Source organism: Kitasatospora sp. NPDC007106 (genome assembly GCF_040634455.1).
Lineage (GTDB): Bacteria > Actinomycetota > Actinomycetes > Streptomycetales > Streptomycetaceae > Kitasatospora > Kitasatospora arboriphila.
Genome location: NZ_JBEYFP010000072.1, coordinates 1 through 18355, shown reverse-complemented (window position 1 = coordinate 18355; position 18355 = coordinate 1). Strand labels below are relative to the sequence as shown.

Here is an 18355-nt window from a genome sequence, read left to right as displayed (position 1 = left end):
GCAGTCACCCCGAGCCAGGGACCGACCGCGGCCGGAACCGCCGTCACGCTGGTCGGCACCAACCTGACCAACGCCACCGCGGTCACCTTCGGCAGCACCCCCGCCACCTCCTTCACCCCCGTCTCCGCCACCCAGATCAACGCCACCGCCCCCGCGGGCACCGGCACGGTCAATGTCACAGCCACCACCCCCGGCGGCACCAGCAACGGCCAGCCCTACACCTACCTGGCGGCGCCGACGCTCACCTCCATCAACCCGGTCCAGGGTCCGCTGGCCGGCGGCATCACGGTGACGCTGGTCGGCACCAACCTGACCAACACCTCCGCGGTCACCTTCGGCAGCACCCCCGCCACCTCCTTCACCCCCGTCTCCGCCACCCAGATCAACGCCGTCGCACCGGCCGGAAGCGCGGGACCGGTCCAGGTCACCGTCACCACCCCGGGCGGAACCAGCAACAGCCTCACCCACACCCGCATCCAGGCACCCACCATCTGACCGGAAGCCCCGCTGAACGCCACGCTGCCGGTGGCGACCACCCTGCCGACCGCCACAGTCCCCCGTTGCCGACACCACGCTGGCGGCCGGGCTGCAGGAGGGCGAGGTGGCGATGAAGGGCAGCTGACCGGGTGCCCGGGCCGGGCACTGCCAGGTCGTCGTGCCACCGGAGCAGTGACAGGCTGGAGGCAAGGCGTTGAGGCCAGAGAGGTGATCCGTCATGACCGAGCACCCGCACGTCTCGCTGGTACGCAAGGGATACGAAGCGTTCTCCCGCGGAGACATGACCACCCTGTCCGAGATCCTCGCCAAGGACGTGACACACCACGTGCCCGGCAGCCACATCCTTTCCGGCGACCACAAGGGGCTGAACGCGGTCCTGGAGTACTACCGCAGGCTCGGCACCGAAAGTGCCGGCTCCTTCAGGGTCGAGCTGCACCACCTGTTCATCGACGGCCGGGGCCACGTCATGTCGGTGCACCGCGCCACCGCCGAACGGGGCGGCAAGCAGCTGGACGCCATGGGCGGGATCATGTTCAGGATCGTCGGCGAGAAGGTCACCGACCTGGACGAATGCGTCGAGGACCTGGAGACCGGCAACGAGTTCTGGAGCTGATCCACACACCGGCTCCCGGGGGATCGCGCCGGTCGTCGCAGCCGTGCGACGCGACGTGGACCGCATCCAGGCCGACGTCGGCGCCCCCTGCCTTCTTCTTCCCTGGTCGCAGCGCCCACCATGGCCGCCCAGCGGCTGCAGTCACCCGCCGCCGACCACGGCGCAGCACAGGGCGGGCGCAGCACAAGGCGGGCGCGGCACAGGGCGGGCGCGGCCCGGAACGCGCCTGCGGCCTCCGGGCCCGGGGCGAAGCCGTCCTGGGCTGGGTGGCGGGGACGACGCCGGAGGGGGACAGCAGGCATCTGGTCCCCTTGCAGGCTTCGGTGGGCCGTCTCGGAGGGCCTGGCCATGGAGACGCGTGGCTCAGCCGTAGTGCCTGGCGCCCTTGGCGCTGCCCCCACCGGCGTTCCAGGGCTGGCCGGACCCGGGCGGCTGGAGCGGGTTGCTGTTCGAGACTGACTACCCTCCCCACAGTCGTCGGGCGAGGGACTGGAGCAGAGGTGTGAGTCTGTCGATGATGTGCCGGTCGGTGTGAGTGTCGCCGGGCATGGACCAGACCGAGAGCTGCACACCTGCAATACCGGTCGTCACGGTGCCGGACGCGAACTGCCCGAGGGTGAAGGCATCGAGGCCGGCCGGATCAGGGAAGTGATCGCTGTTGGTGTTGGCGTACAGCAGATTCCCATGGGAGTTGATCTGCCGGTAGCCCTGCATGGCGAGGCTCGTGGCTGAGGGATCGGTGGGCCCGTACCAGCTGTCGATGATCAGTAGCCTGTCGATCTTGACGTTGGTGCCGGCTACGATCTGGTCGTTCCAGATCCGGGGCCGGCGGCCCAGGGATATGAGCCAAGCGCCCATGGTGTTGTAGTAGGCGTACTGGGAATCGCGAGCCCTGATCGGGTCGCCGTAGTACCTGACGGTGTCGTCGTGGACCATCCATTCGTCGCCACCGATGTGCCAATCCCGGCCGGGGAACACCGGCAACCATTCGGCGATCAGCTCTTTGGCGAAGTCGACCGCAGCGTCCTTCCGCAGGTCGAGGCTCCCGCCGCCGAACGTGGTGGTGAGGCGCAGGTCCGGACGGCACGCCAGTGCCGCTGCCATGTGTCCGGGAGTGTCGATTTCCGGGACGACGGTGATGCCTTTGCCGATGGCGTAGGTCACGAGCGTCTGCAAGTCGGCCTTGGTGTAGTGCTGTGGGGCGACACATTCGGGGATGATCGCGGATTCGAGCCGATAGGCCTGGTCGTCCGTGAAGTGGAGATGGAGTTGGTTGAAGTGGCTCAGGGCCAGGGCATCCACGACAGCTTCCAGAGCCGCAGGCGGATACCAGCGGCGCGCGACGTCGAGACCGAGGGACCGCACGGCGGGTAACGCCGGGCCGGCCGGGAGCTCGGGAGAACGGCGGTGCCAATGCCCGGTGCTGACCATCATGGCGGCGGCGAGGGCCGCCGCGAAGATCCGTGGAGGGTTCAATTCGGTTCCTGCAGTTCCTTGTAGCTGAACCCGTGCGACACCCGGCACGCTCGACGCAGGCCGCCGCGCCACCGGGCCGTCCCGTCAAGGGCGCGAGCCTTCGCCTGATGGATGGTCAGATCAACCAGATGACGACCGCCGCGATGATCAGCCAACTCACCACCCCGAAGCCGATGGCCGGCAGCAAGGATCTGATCAGACTTCGTTCGTTCACATCCGCACCCTAGGACGAGAGGTTCGAGCTACCCGCCCAGCCCGCTGCGGAGATTCGTGTAGCGCCCGGCGGAAAATCGTCAAGCGTAGACGAATTGACGTTCGTGGGGCGGATCGGGCTTTTCGGTCAGGTAGTGTCCGGAGGGATGAGATCGGCTGGCGAAGGCCGGTACCGCCCATGGCCACACGTCCCCGCGTCCCGGCCGTGGGCAGGTCCGCCCGGGCGAGACGGGCCATTCCCAAATCCCCACTCGCACAGGTGTGTTCGTGCACGGCGTGTCACTGCCGGTACGCGGTTTCGATCCGCTTTGATGGCCCACTGGATCCTTCGCCGTGGGCCATGTACAGCGGCTGGCCACCGGGTCGATGCCGCGGGGGCGTCAATCGGTTCGGTGGCGCCGAGCGAGCCGGCTGGGCGTGGGCCACCGCGTTCCGACCGCGGCGAGCACATCCGAAGGCCGTTCGGGAGGGGGTTACCGCCGGCTCCCTGGAGCAGCACCGGACCGGCGCCGTGCTGTACGTCGACTCGTGCGGGTTCCCCACCGTGGAAGACAGGAGACTTCGGGATGAACAGACGCAGCTTTCTGACCGGCAGTGTGACGGCGGCCGGCATCACCACCGGCGCGGGGGGCTTGGTCGCCGCGGCCACCGGTCGTACCGTGAACCCCGCGAGCGTCAGCGTCAAGGACTCCGGCGCCGTGGGCGACGGCGTCGCGGACGATACCGTCGCGATCCAGACCGCGATCGACCGCGGCGACCCCGTCGTACGGTTACCCGCGGGAACCTACAAGATCACGGCTCCTCTCAGACTCCGCTCACACCTCGCCCTGGTCGGCGACGGCATGGCGTCCACCTCCATCAACCAGACGGGGGCCGGCACCCACGGACTGGTCGGCGCGGACCTGGAATGCGTCGCCGTCCGAGACCTGATGATCTCCGGGCCGAAGGGCACCGCCGCGTCCGACGGCGTGCACATCACCAACGCCAACGCCGCCGACATCGGCATGTTCTACCTGTCCATGTCCAACGTCATGGTCCGCCGGTTCCCCGGCTCCGGGCTGGCGCTGCAGGACCCGGTCATGTGCGACCTGACGAACGTCACCGCGAAGGAGTGCGGCGCCGCCGGATTCGACCTCTCCGGCGGCGGCACATCGGTCACGTTCACCGCCTGCTACGGACACCACAACGACAACGGCTTCCGACTGAACTCCGTCTACTACTGCATGTTCAACGGGTGCGGTGCGGACAACAACACCAACGGGTACAAGACGGAGGCCACCGAGGCGATCACCTTCAACGCGTGCGGCGCCGAAGCGAACAGTGCCAACGGCTGGCAGATCACCGCGGGCTCCGGAGGCGTCGTGCTGAACAACTGCTGGTCCGACGCCCCGGGCAATACGCCCTTCAAGATCACCGGCAACAGTGACGGCATCACCCTGATCAATCCGTCGCAAGGCAGCGACAAGGCCACGGCCCCCTACTTCATCCAGGTCGACAAGGGCTGCTCGAACGTCGCCGTCCTGGGCGTCCGCGCCAAGGGCCTGGCCACCAGCTATGCGACCGGTACCACTCGAGTGCTCTGACGTTCTGGTCGTCCGACCCTCTCGGCGGGTCTCCCGCTCACCGCTCCGTGCCGCACCAGGGGCCGCGACGGAAGGTGAACTCATCGACGCCGAGCACGAGCGGCCCCGCGTGAGCGGCGGGTCGGGCAGCGTGCGAATGAAGGCGAGAACGGCGTGCGCGCCGACCCCGGCAGTCGGGCCGCCCGGGGAGCCGTCTGCCCGGACGGACGACCGAGGCCGGCGCGACGGACTCGAACAGACTGTGCTGCAGCACCGTCCGCCGACCACACCGGAGTGTGAGCCCGTCGCTACGTGGTGAAGGGTCTCCCCTCGACGACGGGATCGGCACGGCACGGAAGCGATACCGGCCCGGTCGACCACCATGACCGTTCTCCGCCCCGGGACACCTCCGTCCGGAGGAAACACCAGCCGTGGGATCCGTGCTCGTCCCGATGCGCACATGTCGTCCCGGTGGGGAATGTGCCCACCAGGCTGGGGAATTGCGCGAGCCAGCCGGCTCGCCGGCGGGGAATCCTCGTGAGCGCCCCGCCGTGTCCTCCCGTCCGAGCAGGGACAGATGCTCAGGCCCACCGCGGAATGCCGTAGGCCCATCCCCGTTGGAGGCATCTCGCCTGCCTGCGACCGGTGCCGACGCTGACGGCTCAGCACGGCCCGAGGCGATCACTTCATGGACGGACCGCGCATTCCGACAGGGGGACGCCTGGCGAATTGACTCCGGTCGGGGAATTTCGCGAGCGACCGGTGGGGAATTCCGCAAGCCCACCGGATCGGGCCGGCCGGAGTACCGGATCCAATGGGACTCAAGCCCGTTCGAGGACTTCGACCGTGCCTCGGTTGCATTTCCCACCGCAGGTCATTACTTTTTGTATCTGTTCGACTGCATACCGCTTGTTCACGTAAAGGCCAGGCCGCCCGGCCCGGCGTCATCAACCAGTGAGGCCAAGGAATGCGAACGATTCTGGTCAGATCATTCATCACCGCTGTGGCGGCGGTGGCGGTATTCCCCGTTCCGGCGTCGGCGGCGGGAAGCGGAACCACGCCGCTGACCGCCCAGGTCGACTCCGGCACACTCGACATCACCGTACCGACGACATCCGTCAGCCTCGGCACCGTGACTGCCAGCACCTCCCCCCAGACGGTCACCAGCCAGATCGGGGACGTCGTTGTGACGGACGGGCGCGGCGGCACCGTGGGATGGACGGCGACGGCGAACGCGGTCGACTTCACGGGGCCGCAGAACATCTCGGTGTCGGCCGCGGGCTCCAGCAGCTACACCAGCCCGACGGCCGTGGTCACCGGTACCGCCACCGTCGCGAACGCCGACCTCACCGCGCTGTACCCTCCCGGCCCCGTGCAGACTGCCACCGGTGTGTCCGGAATCAACACCGCTACCTGGAATCCCACGATCTCCCTCACCATCCCGGGGAACGCCCTGACCGGAACGTACAGCTCGACGCTCACGCATTCTGTTGCCTGACCGTCCCGAGCGTTTCCCGGAGGCGCGACCAGTGCGCAGGATCATCGCGGCAGTGCTGGCATCCGTCGTCCTCGTCCTCACCGCCGGCAGCCCCTCGGTGGCCGGCGGTGCCCCTTTCCGGACAGAACGAGTGAATGCCAACGGGCGCGGCATCGGCATTCGGCTGGTGGACATCCCCACCGATCTCGCCGACGACCCGCGGGCGCGTACGTACATCATCGACAACCTGTCCCCCGGTACGACCATCCAGCGGCGTGTCGAGGTGACGAACAGCACCGATTCCCCACTCCATGTGGAGCTGTACGCGGGCGCCGCCGACATCAAGGACGGCTCCTTCATCGGTGCTCCCGACAGGACCGCGAACGAGCTGACGTCGTGGACCACACTCCGTCAGGAAACCGTCGACGTGCCCGCGGGCGGATCCGCCCGCGGGACTGCCGCCATCGCGGTGCCGAAGGACGCGGCTCCGGGCGAGAGATACGCCGTGATCTGGGCCCAGGTGAAGGGCAAGAGCAGCGGCAGCATCACCCTGGTCAGCCGCACCGGGGTCCGGATCTATCTCTCTGTGGGCGGCAACAACCCGCCCCCACCGATGCTCACTGCCGACAGCATGACCGCCGCACGGGACGGCGAAGGGCGCGGAACCGTCGTCGCCCAGGTACACAATGTCGGGGGGCGTGCTCTCGACCTGACGGGCACGCTCAAGCTCTCCCACGTGGACCGCAGGCTCACAGCCGGTCCTTACAACATCCAACTGGGCGTCAGCCTGGCACCCGGTCAGTCCGGATCCGTGAAGGCACTCGTGACCGACCTCGTGGACGACGGCCCCTGGACCGCGACCCTCGAGCTCAAGAGCGGGCTGCTGCAGGAGGCGTACCAGGCGACGATCACCTTTCCCCGCGCCGGCGGTGGGGCCGTGCCCGTGGCCGCGCACCCGAGTGAAACGCCCACCAGGGTCAGTCCCCTGCTGCTCCTCGGGCTGCTGGCCGCGGTCGTCCTGCTGCTCGTAACGGCCGGTCGGCTGCGTCACGCTCGTCGGGCCGCCCGAGCCCAGGCCCGGGACGAGGATGTCGGCGCTCGGTAGCCGGTTGCACGAGGGCAGCCGTCCGGGCATCGCCGACCGGCCAGGTGCCTGAGCACGGGCGAGCACTCCGCGTTCCGCACCCCCGCGCACATGCCCGGGGGTTCACGGCGTCCCCTCCCCCACCATCGCTCCACCCGCCGTGAACCGTCGTGTCGACCGGCACGTACCCCACTCCGGAAAGGCCACTGCGATGTCCGAACCAGAACTGACCCCGGAAGAGGCCGCGTTCGCCCGGCAGTACGTCGATATCCCGCCCGGGCTCTCCGTGGATCGCCAGGACGTCGCGCGAGCCCGGCTCGCCGAGGCAGCAGGCGGCCGCTACCGAAAAGTAGGGCCGGGCATGTACGAAATCGCCACCAAGGCCGCACCTGACGACAACTGACGCATCCGCCCGCGGGACCACGCAGTAGGCAGGCCGCGCACGGCGTGGAGACGTCCCACCTGGCCGACCGCCTGGCGCTCTCCACGCCGTCAGCCGCGCGCAGGGTGAACCTCCGGCCACCGGGGGCTCGGTGTCGCGAGGCCCCGCTGCCCGCGGTGCGCGCGGGGAACCGTGCGGGTTTGCCGGGTGTCGGACCTGGCGCTCGGGCGTCGCGGACCTGTCCATGGTGCTCCGCGGCAGCGCCCCGGCTCGTCACAGCGGACCGGTGGCGGCGGGCCCCGGTGCCCCTGAACGCCGCTCTCTCCCCTGGTGCCCCGACCCGCGGGCGTTTTCGCAGGGCCGCCCGGCGGCACGGTATCGCGGGGATGCCGCGACGTCGCTCTGTCCGTGCCCTGGTTCACGACAGCACCACCGTCGCAGCCGCGACCGCGGGCCGACCGTGGGTGAAGTGCCACCCGCACTCACGGCCGGCGGCGCTCCACGCTTCCGTCCCTGCCGGGTCGGGGGACCCGTTCTGCTGCGCGGGCTCTCGCGCCGTCCCAGGTCCCCGGACCACGTGCGCACTCGGCTTCCCTGTCCCCGGCGCGATCCGCGCACGCCTCCTCCTGCAGCTCGGCGCCGCGCCCGAGTCACTCCCCCGCCCTCAACTCCCGGCCGGATCACGACTCCACGCCCCGAGGGAGGGACGTGGTGCTCGACCCGGGTGAAGCGCAGGAGGTCGGCCCCGGCTGCTTCCGCCTCCTCGCGCGATCACGCTCCGGACGCCGGACCACCACCGGCCCCGGACTCCTCCCGACGCCCCACCACCGGATAGGCCCGCGCGACCAACAGGCCTGTCGAGGAGGCCAGCCCCGTCGTCGAGACGTGACGCAGACCCGCGGCGGCGAAGAGCGCGCTGAATTCTGCCTCGGTACGCTCCCGGCCCGGGTGCAGTGCCATCATGACGGTGTCCCGCAGCTTCCCGTCGTGGGGTGTGTTACCCGCCGGCACGATCGCGTCGATCACGACGACCTGAGCATCGGGCGCCATCGCCCGCCGGATCACCTCGAGCACGGTGATGCACTGCTCGTCGTCCCAGTCGTGCAGGATCATCGAGAGCAGGTAGGTGTCCGCGCCCTCCGGCACGCCGTCGAAGAAGTCCCCGCCGACCAGGTCCACCCGATCGGCGACGCCGGCGGCCTCCAGCACCGCTTTCGCACCACGGATCACCGACGGCTGGTCCAGCAGGGTGGCCCGCAGCTCCGGGTGGCGGGGCAGGATCGTGGCGAGCAGATGGCCCTGCCCGCCACCGACGTCGACCACCCGCCTCACGCCGCTCAGGTCACAGCTCTCCACCGCCACGGCGTGCACACGGCGAGCCATCTCACCCATGGCGTCGTTGAAGAGTTCGGCATGCTCCGGGTGGGCGGCCAAGTAGGACCACCACTCCGTGCCGTGCACGTGCGGGAACGCCGGACGACCGGTGCGCACCGAATACGACAGTGAGTTGATCGCCTGGAGCTTCTCGGGCATCCCCCAGAACCGGATCCAGGCGCGCACCGACCCGGGCACGTCGGCCCGCAGCGTCTCGGCCAGTGGGGTCAGGGCGAACGTCCCGGCCTCCACCTCCTGGAAGACGCCCTGGGAGGCCAGTGCCCGCAGCAGCCGGTGCAGCGATCGCTCGTGTGCCCCGCACCGGCGGGCGAGCTGCGAGACCGGCGCCGGCCCGCCCGCCAGGATTTCTGCTATCCCGAACTCTTCTGCCACGACGAGGAGTTGGGTGACGAGCGCGCCGTGCAACAGAGCCATCATCCGTTGCTGCGCCTGCGGATCCGTCGACCGGGGAGCCGTCCCCCGTGGGTGCTCGGCGGCGCCCTCATGGGCCTTCCGCGGTCTTTCCTGTCCGTGAACCGTGAGGTTTTCCACGCGACTTCTCCTTGTCGTCAGGGGCGACTACCCGTATCTCGGGTGGGACACCTGGAGTTCTCCGAGGACGGCGCGGCGGCGCGGATCGGCAGTGCAGGGCCAGCGCCCGGATCGGGTGTGCCGCATACGGGCTGCTCCTGTCGGTGCTGTTGTCATTCACCAGCCGCCGCGGACAGCCCTCGGTCCAGGATCACCGTCAGCTTGGCACGGCCCCCGGCGTCCCGCACTGCGCCGAGGTGAACCGTGCTCGCCGGCGCCGTGTTGATGAGTACTCGAAGTTCCCCACCCGCTCGCCGGTGCCGCAGATCGTTGCCGACTGAAGGGAATGAGGATGGTTGGCGAGCGATGTGCGAGGAGCCGCCCGGCCCACGTCCGAGCAGGAGGTGGACACCTTCGACGAGTGCCGGTGATCCTGCGGACTGCCGCAGCCCTCACCGGCCGACGCGCCGTCAGTCCGGCGGCCCAGCGCCGGTGGCAGCCGCCGAGCGCCGCCTTTAGCGTCAGTGCGGGCCCCGACGCCGACAAGCCGGCCATCGGCTGAGCCCGCCGTCCGGCCCCACCGCATCGCCCGAGCCACGAGAGCAGGTCACCAAGGAATGCCCAGGAACCGAGTCCGCCGCCTGGCCGCGGTCACCGCCGCCGCGACCTCCATCACCACCGTCCTGGCCGCGCTGGGTGCGGCGCCGCCGGCTCATGCGATCGGCCGGCTGCACGTGGTGCAGCCGGGCGAATCGATCCAGCGAGCCGTCGACTTGGCGCTCCCGGGTGACACCGTCCAACTGCTTCCGGGCACCTATCCGGGCAGCGTCCGGATCACCACGCCCGGGCTCGCACTTCGCGGCGCCGGGCCCAGCAGTGTCATCACCCCGGGCGCGGAAGCCGAGGGCACTGCGGGTGACCCGACCTGCGCCGCAGCCGGGCACGGTCTCTGCGTTGCCGGCAGCGACCAGCACCCGCTCCCGGGCATCACCATCGAGGCGCTTGCTGTCACCGGGTTCCGGAAGAACGGCATCACGGCCGCCGCGACCGACGGCATGACCGTGCGGGCCACCTACGTTCACGACAACGGCCAGCAGGGCATCAGCCAGGAGGGGTCCACCCACGCCGTGATCGTCGGCAATGAGTCCACCGGCAACGGCCAGTCAGGGATCTTCCTCGCCAACGTCGTGGACAGCAAGGGCAACGGCGCCATCGACACCGGCGGCACCGTGGTGAGTGGCAACCGCCTGACCGGAAACCGGATCGGCGTCGCCGTCCGCCGCTTGCGCGGTCTCAGCGTCGAGCAGAACGAGATCCAGGACAACTGCGGAGGCGTCTTCGTCGTCGGCGACGAGACCGTGCCCCGGGCCGGCTCACTGCGCGTCGCCCGCAACCGGGTCATGGCCAACAACCGGTACTGCGCACCCTACGCCGGGCTCGCACACATGCAGGGCACCGGCATCCTCCTCACCGGCGCCGACGACGTCTCGGTCACGCAGAACGAGGTCCGCGACAACGTCGGCGACTCACCGATGTCCGGCGGCGTCGTCTTCTTCCACAGTCTGGTCGGCGTTGCCAACACCCGGAACAGCGTCGACAGCAACGACACCTCCGGCAACGCGCCTGCCGACCTGGTCGACCGCGAGGGCGACCCTTCCAACACGTTCACCCTCAACCACTGCACCGTCTCCGAACCGGCCGGTCGGTGCTGACCCCGTCGGCGTCCCCGCGGGTCGGCCGAGGATCGAGGGGTGACCGCTGTCCCACCGGTAGGGAATCCGGGTGACCCCACACCGACGATTCGTTTCGATCGTCGACTCGCGGATCCTCACCGGGACTTCTCCTCCTGCAACAGGTCCAGCAGGTACTGGCCGTACCCGCTTCTTCAGTAACGGCTCGGCGAGCGCGCGCAGTTGGGCGTCGCCGATCAGCCCGGCCAGTCAGCAGACCTCCTCGATGCAGCCGATCTTGAAGCCCTGGCACTCCTCGATGACCCGGACGAACTCCGAGGCCTGCACCATCGAGACGAAGGTGCCGGTGTCCAGCCAGGCCGTGCCGCGGTCGAGCCTGGTCACCTGGAGCTCACCGGCCCGCAGATAGGCGTCGTTGACCGCGGTGATCTCCAACTCGCCCCGGTCGCCGGGCTTCAGACTCCGGGCGATCTCCACCACCCGGTTGTCGTAGAAGTACAGGCCCGGGACCGCGTACCGGGACTTCGGCACGGCCGGTTTCTCCTCGATGGACAGCACCCGGCCATCGGCGTCGAACTCCACCACGCCGTACGCGCTCGGGTCCGCGACCGGGTAGGCGAAGACCAGCCCGCCCATGGGGTCGCTGTGCTGCGCCAGCCGGGTGCCGAGACCGCTGCCGTGGAAGATGTTGTCGCCGATGATCAGCGCCACCGGCTCGTCGCCGATGAAGTCCGCGCCCAGCACGAAGGCCTGCGCGATCCCCTCCGGACGTTCCTGCACCGCGTACTCCAGCCGCAGGCCGAGCTGCGAGCCGTCGCCGAGCAGCCGGCGGCACTGCGGCTGGTACTCCGCGGTGGTGACGATCAGGATCTCGTCGATGCCCGCCATCACGAGCGTGGAGAGCGGGTGGTAGACCCATCGGCTTGTCGAAGACCGGGAGCAGCAGTTTCGACACCGCCCGGGTCAGCGGCCACAGCCGAGAGCCGGTACCGCCGGCCAGGAGAATTCCACGCATGCGCAGCAGAAAAGCCGGATCACTACAGGCCATGACTGGGGAGTTCCACTGAGCGTATTTCCGGTGTCGGCCGGATCTGCTTCTCTCGTTCGGCCACGTCCCACCCTCCCGGGTGTGCCCATCCTGAAATGCACGCTGGCCTGCGCCGGCCGTCGGGGAAGGTGAGACTGGTCAGCAGCGAGTTGCGCGGGCGTGGAGGAGGGCCTCCGTGGCAGGCGGGAAGCGTGTCCTGCCGTTGCACGGTGTGCGGTCGCCCTGGACGCGGCCTTCGAGGTGTTCGAGCGGGATGGCTTGCGCGGGACCGCCGACGATTCGGCCAGCGCCACGGGGTGCGACGGTGTGAACGACGACGGCTCCCCCGATGGTGGAGATCGACACGTAGGACTCGTCCAGACGCCAGGCGACGTCGACGACGGTCCCGACGAGGCCGGAGGGCACCGCATAGTGGTTCCCGCGGAAGGAGACGAGGTCGTGCGGGGTGACGGTCCGGGCGACCCGGATCGTGGCGGGGAACGGAACCGGAAGCCGCTCGGACCCGCGCCTCCTGGAATCGTGGACCCCGCCGGCCACGTCACTCCGCCCCTCGGAGCCACCGGATTCCGAGTGCCGTGAGTCGAGCCAGGCGGCGAAGTGGTCCAGACTCTCCTGTGCCGTGTGGAGACGCGTCTCCGGTCGGATGGTGCGCCACCAGAAGTCCTCGATGGGACGCAGTGGGTCGGGAGCGGGAGGGAACGCGGTGGCAGAGCGACGTGAGTCGGTGCCGAGGTCGGCGCCGTAATGCCTGGCGACGTGGAGGAGTTCGGGTTTGACCCTGCCGTCCGCGTGGCCGACCGCCGCCGGTACTGAGTCGAACCACCAGTAGCGGCCGGTCCGGCCCAACCGTCTGAGGATCAGGTCGATGGCTTCGATGAGCTGGGCCGGTTGCTCGTTCTCGGCCAGGGCCGCCCGCCAGGGGCCGCTCGCCAGGGAGCCGATCAGGATGTGGGCGTGCCGGCCGGCTCCCCACGGCGGTGGGGGGTTGGGCAGTTTGAGCCAGCTGAAGCGCAGTTCGTCGCCGGCAGTCGATGTGTTGCCTGAGCTCTGGCTCGCGTCGGTCCACCGGCACTGGGTACAGGCGGGCCGCAGATGGTGTCTGCGTAGCGCCCGGGTCAGCGTCGAGTAGCCGCCGCGGTAGCCGAGTTCGGTGATCTCTCTGAGAAGGACGGTCGCCTCGAGGTGCGGGTCCTCGCGCAGCCGGTCCCGGCAGTACGGCACGAACTGGCCGAACGCGTCCTGCGGGGAGTTCCTGACGCCCGGGGTCCGCCCCCCGAGGAGGTAAGACCTCAGGGTCTTGCGGTCGCGGCCCAGCAACCTGGCGATCGCCGAAAGCGACCAGCCTTCGCTGTACAGTCTCCGCGCCTCCGCGTATTCATCTCTTGTGAGCACTAGGCACCTCGCAATCCGACCCACGCCACGCAGGCACTGAATTGATGACACACAAAGGAGGTCGGAAATATAGCACGCGCCGGCGACGCAACACGCGGACAAGGGGCGCCCTGCGCCAATCCTTGCGCGCCTCTGAGTAGTTTCGCCGAGCGCCTTACATCATCTTCGCCCCAAGTTCGGGCAATTCGATTCAAAACCTCCAGAGAAATGTTTCTGCACGACCAAATCGGTGACCCGCTGGGTAAGTTCGGCAAGCCTTGCCGTGGCGCGTGTCGGCGCCGGGCGACCGGAGCACGGGACGCGGCGGACTCTCTGACCTGGAGGTGGCGGCACAGCGGTGGCCAAGGTTGGCGGCCGGGGAGTTTCGGGAGCACCCTTCCGTAATTGCCATGGCCCACCCTTCCACCCGCTAACCGAATTCCCCGGAGCGGGCGTGATAGCCCTGCCGCGCCGCGCGCCGACTTTCACCGCCTCGGGGAATTTCGTCAAGCATGGGCAATGCCGAATATTTAATGGAGCCGGCATGCCGCACAACCCTGCACGCAGACAGTCGCGGACAGGGCAGGGAGACGATTCGTCGGCGCAGATCGGTGCCGCCCGACCGCCGCCAGCAGCTGCGGCTGCGGGCTGCGGGCTGCGGGCTGCGCGGGATTCTGCCGGCCTCGCCTCAGGCGGCCTGCTCCCCACGTGTGGACCGTGCGATCCGACCGGCGCCCAGGCCCGGGCGCCAGGTCTCCGGCCCCGGTCGCGGCGGGCGCCCGAACCGGCTCCGGCCCGGCTCCGGCCGGTCAGCGCCACACGCGGACGTAGTCGGCCGAGAAGGAGAACGGGGTCGGACCTGCGGGGGGCTGGTGGTACCTGCCGGCCTCCACGGACAGGTTGAGGATGAGGTAGGCGGTCCATCCGCTGCCCGCACCGGCGTTGTCGGAGAACACTTTGGCTCCGTCAACGTACCAATCGTTGCAGTCCTCCCCGTAGTGGACACCGATCTCCACCCAGTCGCCCGGGCGGACGACGGCCGCGTCACGATAGTAGAACGCGGCACGGCGGAGGCCGTTGGTGAGCTCCAAGAGGTCCGGATTGTCGGGATGGTACTCGAACGAGTCGATCTCGTTCGTGCCGTTGTACCACGTCCACAGGGCGGGCCAAGCACCGGCGGCGGACGGCAGCTTGACCCGGGTCTCCAGGTAGTCCCCGACGCGCACCTTGAAGCCGTCAGCGGACCCCTCGGTGGTGAGGAGCCCGGTGGTCCAGGACCGCTTCCCGTTCTCCAAGGTGCGCGAGCCCGGCCTCGCGGTGAAGGTGGCGACGCCGTCCGCCACGGTGACCGCCGACGGGCTGAGCCAGTCCAGTTTGTCGTCGCCCGGGTTGTGGTCCCCGTACCGGAAGGCGCTGGTGGAGTTGCCGATCCAGCGGGTCCCCCACCGGACGGGGCCGTCGAACTCTTCGTCGAACACCAGCGTCCCCCCGCCTGCTGCAGCCCCGGACCGCGCCGATACACCCGCGTCGGCAGGTCGGCCGTCCCGTGCGGCGCCGGCAGGGCCCGCCACAGCGAGAGCGAGCAGTGCAGCGGAGAAGGTCACCAGGCAACGGCCCGGCCTGGATATGGCGGAGGTGGAGAACATGGGAAACTCCCTCAAGCAGCTGGCTCGGACCCACGGGGCGGTGCCGACTGCGCCGGCCGAGCCGCGGTCAGTGTGGATGGAACAGCAGGGGACAGCGGGGATTTCGGGATCCCTGTCGCACGGTCGGCGCCCGGGCCGAGCTCCAGCTGTTCGTCATTCAGACATTCGTGCCGCTCTCGCCGGGGTGTCAACTGATCCGTGGCGGCGGGATGAAAGCCCCACACCGATGGGTGACCGGCCGCCGGATGCGGGCCGCCACCCGCGCGTGCGGCACCCTCTGCGGCTCGGCGCGCCAATGGGGGAGCACGCTCCCAAATCTCGTCAGATCGTCGAGAGTTGAATCATTCGCACATGTGGTGAGCAGGCGCCTGCAGCGGCTCGGACGCGACCTTGTCGGCGCGCTCCCTGAATCCGTACAGAACCGCCCGCCGCACGCTGCTTCCGACCCGTGAGGGACGAGGGAAATTACCCGGATGATAGAGACTTGAAGCACCGTGAGATGCACGACGGGAGGCCCTCCGCGCGACGACGAAGTCCCGGACCGCATCGAGCCCGCGCGGGCCGCCCAGTTGGGGCGCAGGGTCATCGCGCTGCGGAGTCGGCAGCACACTAAAAGTTGCGACCCGCAGGCGGCCGGTCGAACCTGGCAGGGCGGACGCCGACCATGGGCGTCCCTCAACACCCCTTGACCAGAAAGAAATTGCATCATGCGATTCAGTTCTGTTCTTCGCGCTGCCGGCGTCGCCTCCGTCATCGCCGTCCAAGCCGTCGTCGCCGCGCCCAGTTGGGCGGACGCCGCGGTTCCGGCCCCGTCCTCGCTCTCGATCTCCGGTGCCCAGATCTCCGCCGTGGACCCCACCGAACTCGATGTCGACCTCACGGTCACCTGCCCCGTCGGGGAGCAGCGCTCCTTCTTCGTCACGGCGGGGCAGTTCGGTTCGGCGATGCTCCCCGTGTGGGGCTGGGCGACCACGGACGTTGAGTGCACCGGTGCGCCGCAGACGGTGACCGCCGCGCTGACCGCCGAGCCGATGGGGCTGAGCGCCCCCACGTGGCAGGCGGGACCGGTTGACGTGTTCGCGGTGCTCACGGGCAGTCCCGCCGCTGAGGCCCAGGCGCAGATCACTCTCGTCTGACGCCTGTCTCCCGCGGTCGCCCCCACCGAGCAATGGGAGCGGCCGCGGGAGCCGCACGCCGTGAGCCGGACCGAGGTCGGACTCCCACCGCCTCTTCGAGGTTCACGAGGCCGAGTTGCCGGCCGTCCTCGATCGGCAGCAACGGATCCGGCCCCGCCGGGGAGCCTCAGACCAACAGCAGACCGCCACAGCGTGGTGCGCCGTCCTTGACCGCGATCAGATTGGCCTGGACGTAGGAGATGTCGTTCCTCTTGTGCCAGTCGCTCGGGTAGTACGTGACCAGCCGCGACGTCTGGAAGCGGGCCTCGATCTCCGGCACGAACACCCGGTACTGGTCGTCGGTGTAGTACCAGAACGAGTTCTCGTTGTAGAAGGCGACGTGCGTCGGGTCCTGGTACGCGCCCCGGCCGTCCGAACTCGGGGTGAGAGTGATCAGCATGCCGCCGGGCGCCAACAGCCGGAAGAGCTCGTTGATCAACGGTACTTTCGCGGGTACGTGCTCCAGGAAGTCCACCGCGCGCAGCAGGCCCACCGAGCCGTCGGGCAGTTCCACCCGGCCGGGGAGTTGCGCGACGATGTCCACGCCGTCTCCCGAGTACTGGTCCAGGCCCAGGTAACCGGGGGGCTTTCGGTGCGCCGCACCGAGGTCCACCGCCAGCAGGCCCCTGCGCCTGGTCCAGGCGAGGGCGTTCGCCTCGATGTACTTGTCGTACAGGGCCACGGTCTCGCGCTGGATGTGTGCGTTGATCTCCGGGTCTCGCTGGGTGTTGCCCGCGTGCATGCGCTGCAGGTACAGGCAGCGGGGGATCAGGACGAACTCCCCCTCCTGGAAGAGCCGGCACATCAAGTCCTGGTCGTCCAGCACGGTGCGCGTCGCGTCGTATCCGCCGACACGTTCATAGGCATCCCTGCGGAAGGCCCGGACGTGGTTCGGCGCGTACCAGATGTACGACACGTTGTGCGGCACCGGCGCCATGGCGGCGACCTGCAGCAGCGAACGCCCGTCGACCGTCGTCTCCTCGTAGCGCCAGCCGTGTGCCTCATTGAAGCGGGTGTCGTCCCGGCTGCCGTCATCGGAGATCTGCGCGGTGTTGCTGTAGGCGAAGACCGCCTCGGGATGCTCGTCGAACGCCTGCGCGAGGGACCTCAGACAGTCCGAGGCGAGGAGGTCGTCGTGGTCGAGCTCCACCAGGATCTCGCCGCGCGCCAGCTCACAGGCGCGACGCTTCGCCGCGCCGACGCCCGTGGCGTCGTCGGCGATCTCCACCCGGACGCGGTCGTCCGGGTGCTCGGGGCGCCATCGTGCTCCGTTGTTGAGAAGGACGATCCATTCCCAGTCGGACCAGGTCTGTGCCTTCAGCGACTCGAGGCACTCGTCCAGGAAGCGTGGCCGATGGCTGGGGGTGAAGACGGAGAACCTCGGAGCTGCGGATGACGTCATCTGTTGATACCTGCCTGAGAATCATGGAGAACTCTGACGATGTGACTGTTCGGACAGGGCGGCCCGGCGCACCGTGTTCGGTGGACCGTTGTGCCGACGGTTCCCCGGGATCTGGCCTGCCCCGGGGAACCGTCACGCGTTGGCGGCCATGGCGCTGGACTGGTCAGCCGCTGTCACCAACTGCCGGGCACTACGCTGAGCAGATCGCGAACGCGGTGGGTGTGGCCGTGCCGTCGGACACCTGCACCTGCCATCCGGTCGCCGGCGAGCCACCGACGGGACCGTCGAACAGGACGGGTGTCCCACCGGAGTTCGAGTAGCCGCCACCGATCGCGAAGGTGCCCACCGGGCAGCTCGCGGTTGCGACACCTTGGGCGCCGACCGTCGTGACGACGGTGCTCTGTGCCCCGCCCGGACCGGCGTTGCCCTGCGGGCCCTGGGCACCGAGCACACCCTGAACGCCCTGCGAACCCTGAGCACCCACCTCGCCCTGCGGCCCCTGCGGGCCGAGGGCACCCTGAGCACCCACATCACCCTGCGGGCCCTGAGCACCGAGGGCACCCTGAGCACCCACATCACCCTGCGGACCCTGAGCACCGAGGGCACCCTGAGCACCCAGCGCACCCTGAACGCCCTGGGCACCCAGCGCACCCTGAGCACCCACATCACCCTGAACGCCCTGCGGACCCTGAGCACCGAGGGCACCCACATCACCCTGCGGACCCTGGGCACCCAGCGCACCCTGAGCACCCACATCACCCTGAACGCCCTGCGGACCCTGAGCACCGAGGGCACCCACATCACCCTGCGGG

General features: G+C 69.3%; 14 protein-coding genes and 1 pseudogene. 9 read left to right on the top strand and 6 right to left on the bottom strand.

Going from position 1 to position 18355, the window contains the following annotated elements; all coding sequences use genetic code 11:
- A partial coding sequence (locus ABZ641_RS10180; protein WP_359980623.1) for an IPT/TIG domain-containing protein occupies positions 1-495 on the top strand: 495 nt, incomplete at its 5' end.
- A gap of 220 nt (positions 496-715) precedes the next feature.
- Positions 716-1111, top strand: a complete 396-nt coding sequence (locus tag ABZ641_RS10175; RefSeq protein WP_359980621.1) for a nuclear transport factor 2 family protein — start codon at positions 716-718, stop codon at positions 1109-1111.
- Between the two features lie 459 nt (positions 1112-1570).
- Here ABZ641_RS10175 and ABZ641_RS10170 read toward each other — a convergent pair whose 3' ends face one another.
- Positions 1571-2587, bottom strand: coding sequence for a family 20 glycosylhydrolase (locus ABZ641_RS10170; RefSeq protein ID WP_359980618.1), 1017 nt, complete (start codon positions 2585-2587; stop codon positions 1571-1573).
- Between the two features lie 779 nt (positions 2588-3366).
- Between ABZ641_RS10170 and ABZ641_RS10165 the strand changes: the two genes are divergently transcribed.
- The 4 genes from ABZ641_RS10165 (at position 3367) to ABZ641_RS10150 (ending at position 7326) form a co-directional block, all read left to right on the top strand.
- Entirely contained in the window at positions 3367-4383 is a 1017-nt protein-coding gene (locus tag ABZ641_RS10165; RefSeq protein WP_359980615.1) for a glycosyl hydrolase family 28-related protein, read from the top strand.
- A gap of 946 nt (positions 4384-5329) precedes the next feature.
- On the top strand, positions 5330-5860 hold the full coding sequence (locus ABZ641_RS10160; RefSeq protein WP_359980612.1) for a hypothetical protein: 531 nt from the start codon (positions 5330-5332) through the stop codon (positions 5858-5860).
- 31 nt (positions 5861-5891) lie between these two features.
- Complete coding sequence (locus ABZ641_RS10155) at positions 5892-6944, top strand: peptidase (RefSeq protein ID WP_359980609.1); 1053 nt, start codon at positions 5892-5894, stop codon at positions 6942-6944.
- A 190-nt stretch (positions 6945-7134) separates the two neighbouring features.
- On the top strand, positions 7135-7326 hold the full coding sequence (locus ABZ641_RS10150; protein ID WP_359980606.1) for a hypothetical protein: 192 nt from the start codon (positions 7135-7137) through the stop codon (positions 7324-7326).
- 750 nt (positions 7327-8076) lie between these two features.
- Here ABZ641_RS10150 and ABZ641_RS10145 read toward each other — a convergent pair.
- A complete protein-coding gene (locus tag ABZ641_RS10145) occupies positions 8077-9231 on the bottom strand; it encodes a methyltransferase (RefSeq protein WP_359980604.1) in 1155 nt (384 codons plus the stop codon).
- 596 nt (positions 9232-9827) lie between these two features.
- Between ABZ641_RS10145 and ABZ641_RS10140 the strand changes: the two genes are divergently transcribed.
- Entirely contained in the window at positions 9828-10922 is a 1095-nt protein-coding gene (locus ABZ641_RS10140) for a right-handed parallel beta-helix repeat-containing protein (RefSeq protein ID WP_359980602.1), read from the top strand.
- A gap of 116 nt (positions 10923-11038) precedes the next feature.
- On the opposite strand, the pseudogene rfbA reads toward ABZ641_RS10140, so the two are convergent.
- The 3 genes and pseudogenes from rfbA to ABZ641_RS10125 all read right to left on the bottom strand — a co-directional run bounded on the left by rfbA (position 11039) and on the right by ABZ641_RS10125 (position 14798).
- A pseudogene (gene rfbA, locus ABZ641_RS10135) lies at positions 11039-11916 on the bottom strand (glucose-1-phosphate thymidylyltransferase RfbA).
- 171 nt (positions 11917-12087) lie between these two features.
- Positions 12088-13341: an IS21 family transposase gene (locus tag ABZ641_RS10130; protein ID WP_359980599.1), complete on the bottom strand. Its 1254-nt coding sequence runs from the start codon at positions 13339-13341 to the stop codon at positions 12088-12090.
- A 788-nt stretch (positions 13342-14129) separates the two neighbouring features.
- Entirely contained in the window at positions 14130-14798 is a 669-nt protein-coding gene (locus tag ABZ641_RS10125; protein ID WP_359980596.1) for a beta-glucanase, read from the bottom strand.
- Positions 14799-15673: 875 nt separating this feature from the next.
- Here ABZ641_RS10125 and ABZ641_RS10120 point away from each other — a divergent pair.
- The gene (locus ABZ641_RS10120) at positions 15674-16102 is read left to right on the top strand and encodes a hypothetical protein (protein WP_359980593.1); all 429 of its coding nucleotides are present in this window, start codon (positions 15674-15676) and stop codon (positions 16100-16102) included.
- Positions 16103-16268: 166 nt separating this feature from the next.
- Here ABZ641_RS10120 and ABZ641_RS10115 read toward each other — a convergent pair whose 3' ends face one another.
- Positions 16269-17543: a glycosyltransferase gene (locus ABZ641_RS10115; RefSeq protein ID WP_359980590.1), complete on the bottom strand. Its 1275-nt coding sequence runs from the start codon at positions 17541-17543 to the stop codon at positions 16269-16271.
- A 370-nt stretch (positions 17544-17913) separates the two neighbouring features.
- Here ABZ641_RS10115 and ABZ641_RS10110 point away from each other — a divergent pair.
- On the top strand, positions 17914-18355 hold a 442-nt coding region (locus ABZ641_RS10110), incomplete at its 3' end, for a hypothetical protein (protein WP_359980587.1).

What these genes read in the sequence shown, in the direction of transcription:
- ABZ641_RS10175 (WP_359980621.1), top strand. Translation starts at nt 716, where the DNA reads ATGACCGAGCACCCGCACGTCTCGCTGGTACGCAAGGGATACGAAGCG.
- ABZ641_RS10165 (WP_359980615.1), top strand. Translation starts at nt 3,367, where the DNA reads ATGAACAGACGCAGCTTTCTGACCGGCAGTGTGACGGCGGCCGGCATC.
- ABZ641_RS10160 (WP_359980612.1), top strand. Translation starts at nt 5,330, where the DNA reads ATGCGAACGATTCTGGTCAGATCATTCATCACCGCTGTGGCGGCGGTG.
- ABZ641_RS10150 (WP_359980606.1), top strand. Translation starts at nt 7,135, where the DNA reads ATGTCCGAACCAGAACTGACCCCGGAAGAGGCCGCGTTCGCCCGGCAG.
- ABZ641_RS10140 (WP_359980602.1), top strand. Translation starts at nt 9,828, where the DNA reads ATGCCCAGGAACCGAGTCCGCCGCCTGGCCGCGGTCACCGCCGCCGCG.
- ABZ641_RS10120 (WP_359980593.1), top strand. Translation starts at nt 15,674, where the DNA reads ATGCGATTCAGTTCTGTTCTTCGCGCTGCCGGCGTCGCCTCCGTCATC.
- ABZ641_RS10115 (WP_359980590.1), bottom strand. Translation starts at nt 17,543, where the DNA reads ATGACGTCATCCGCAGCTCCGAGGTTCTCCGTCTTCACCCCCAGCCAT.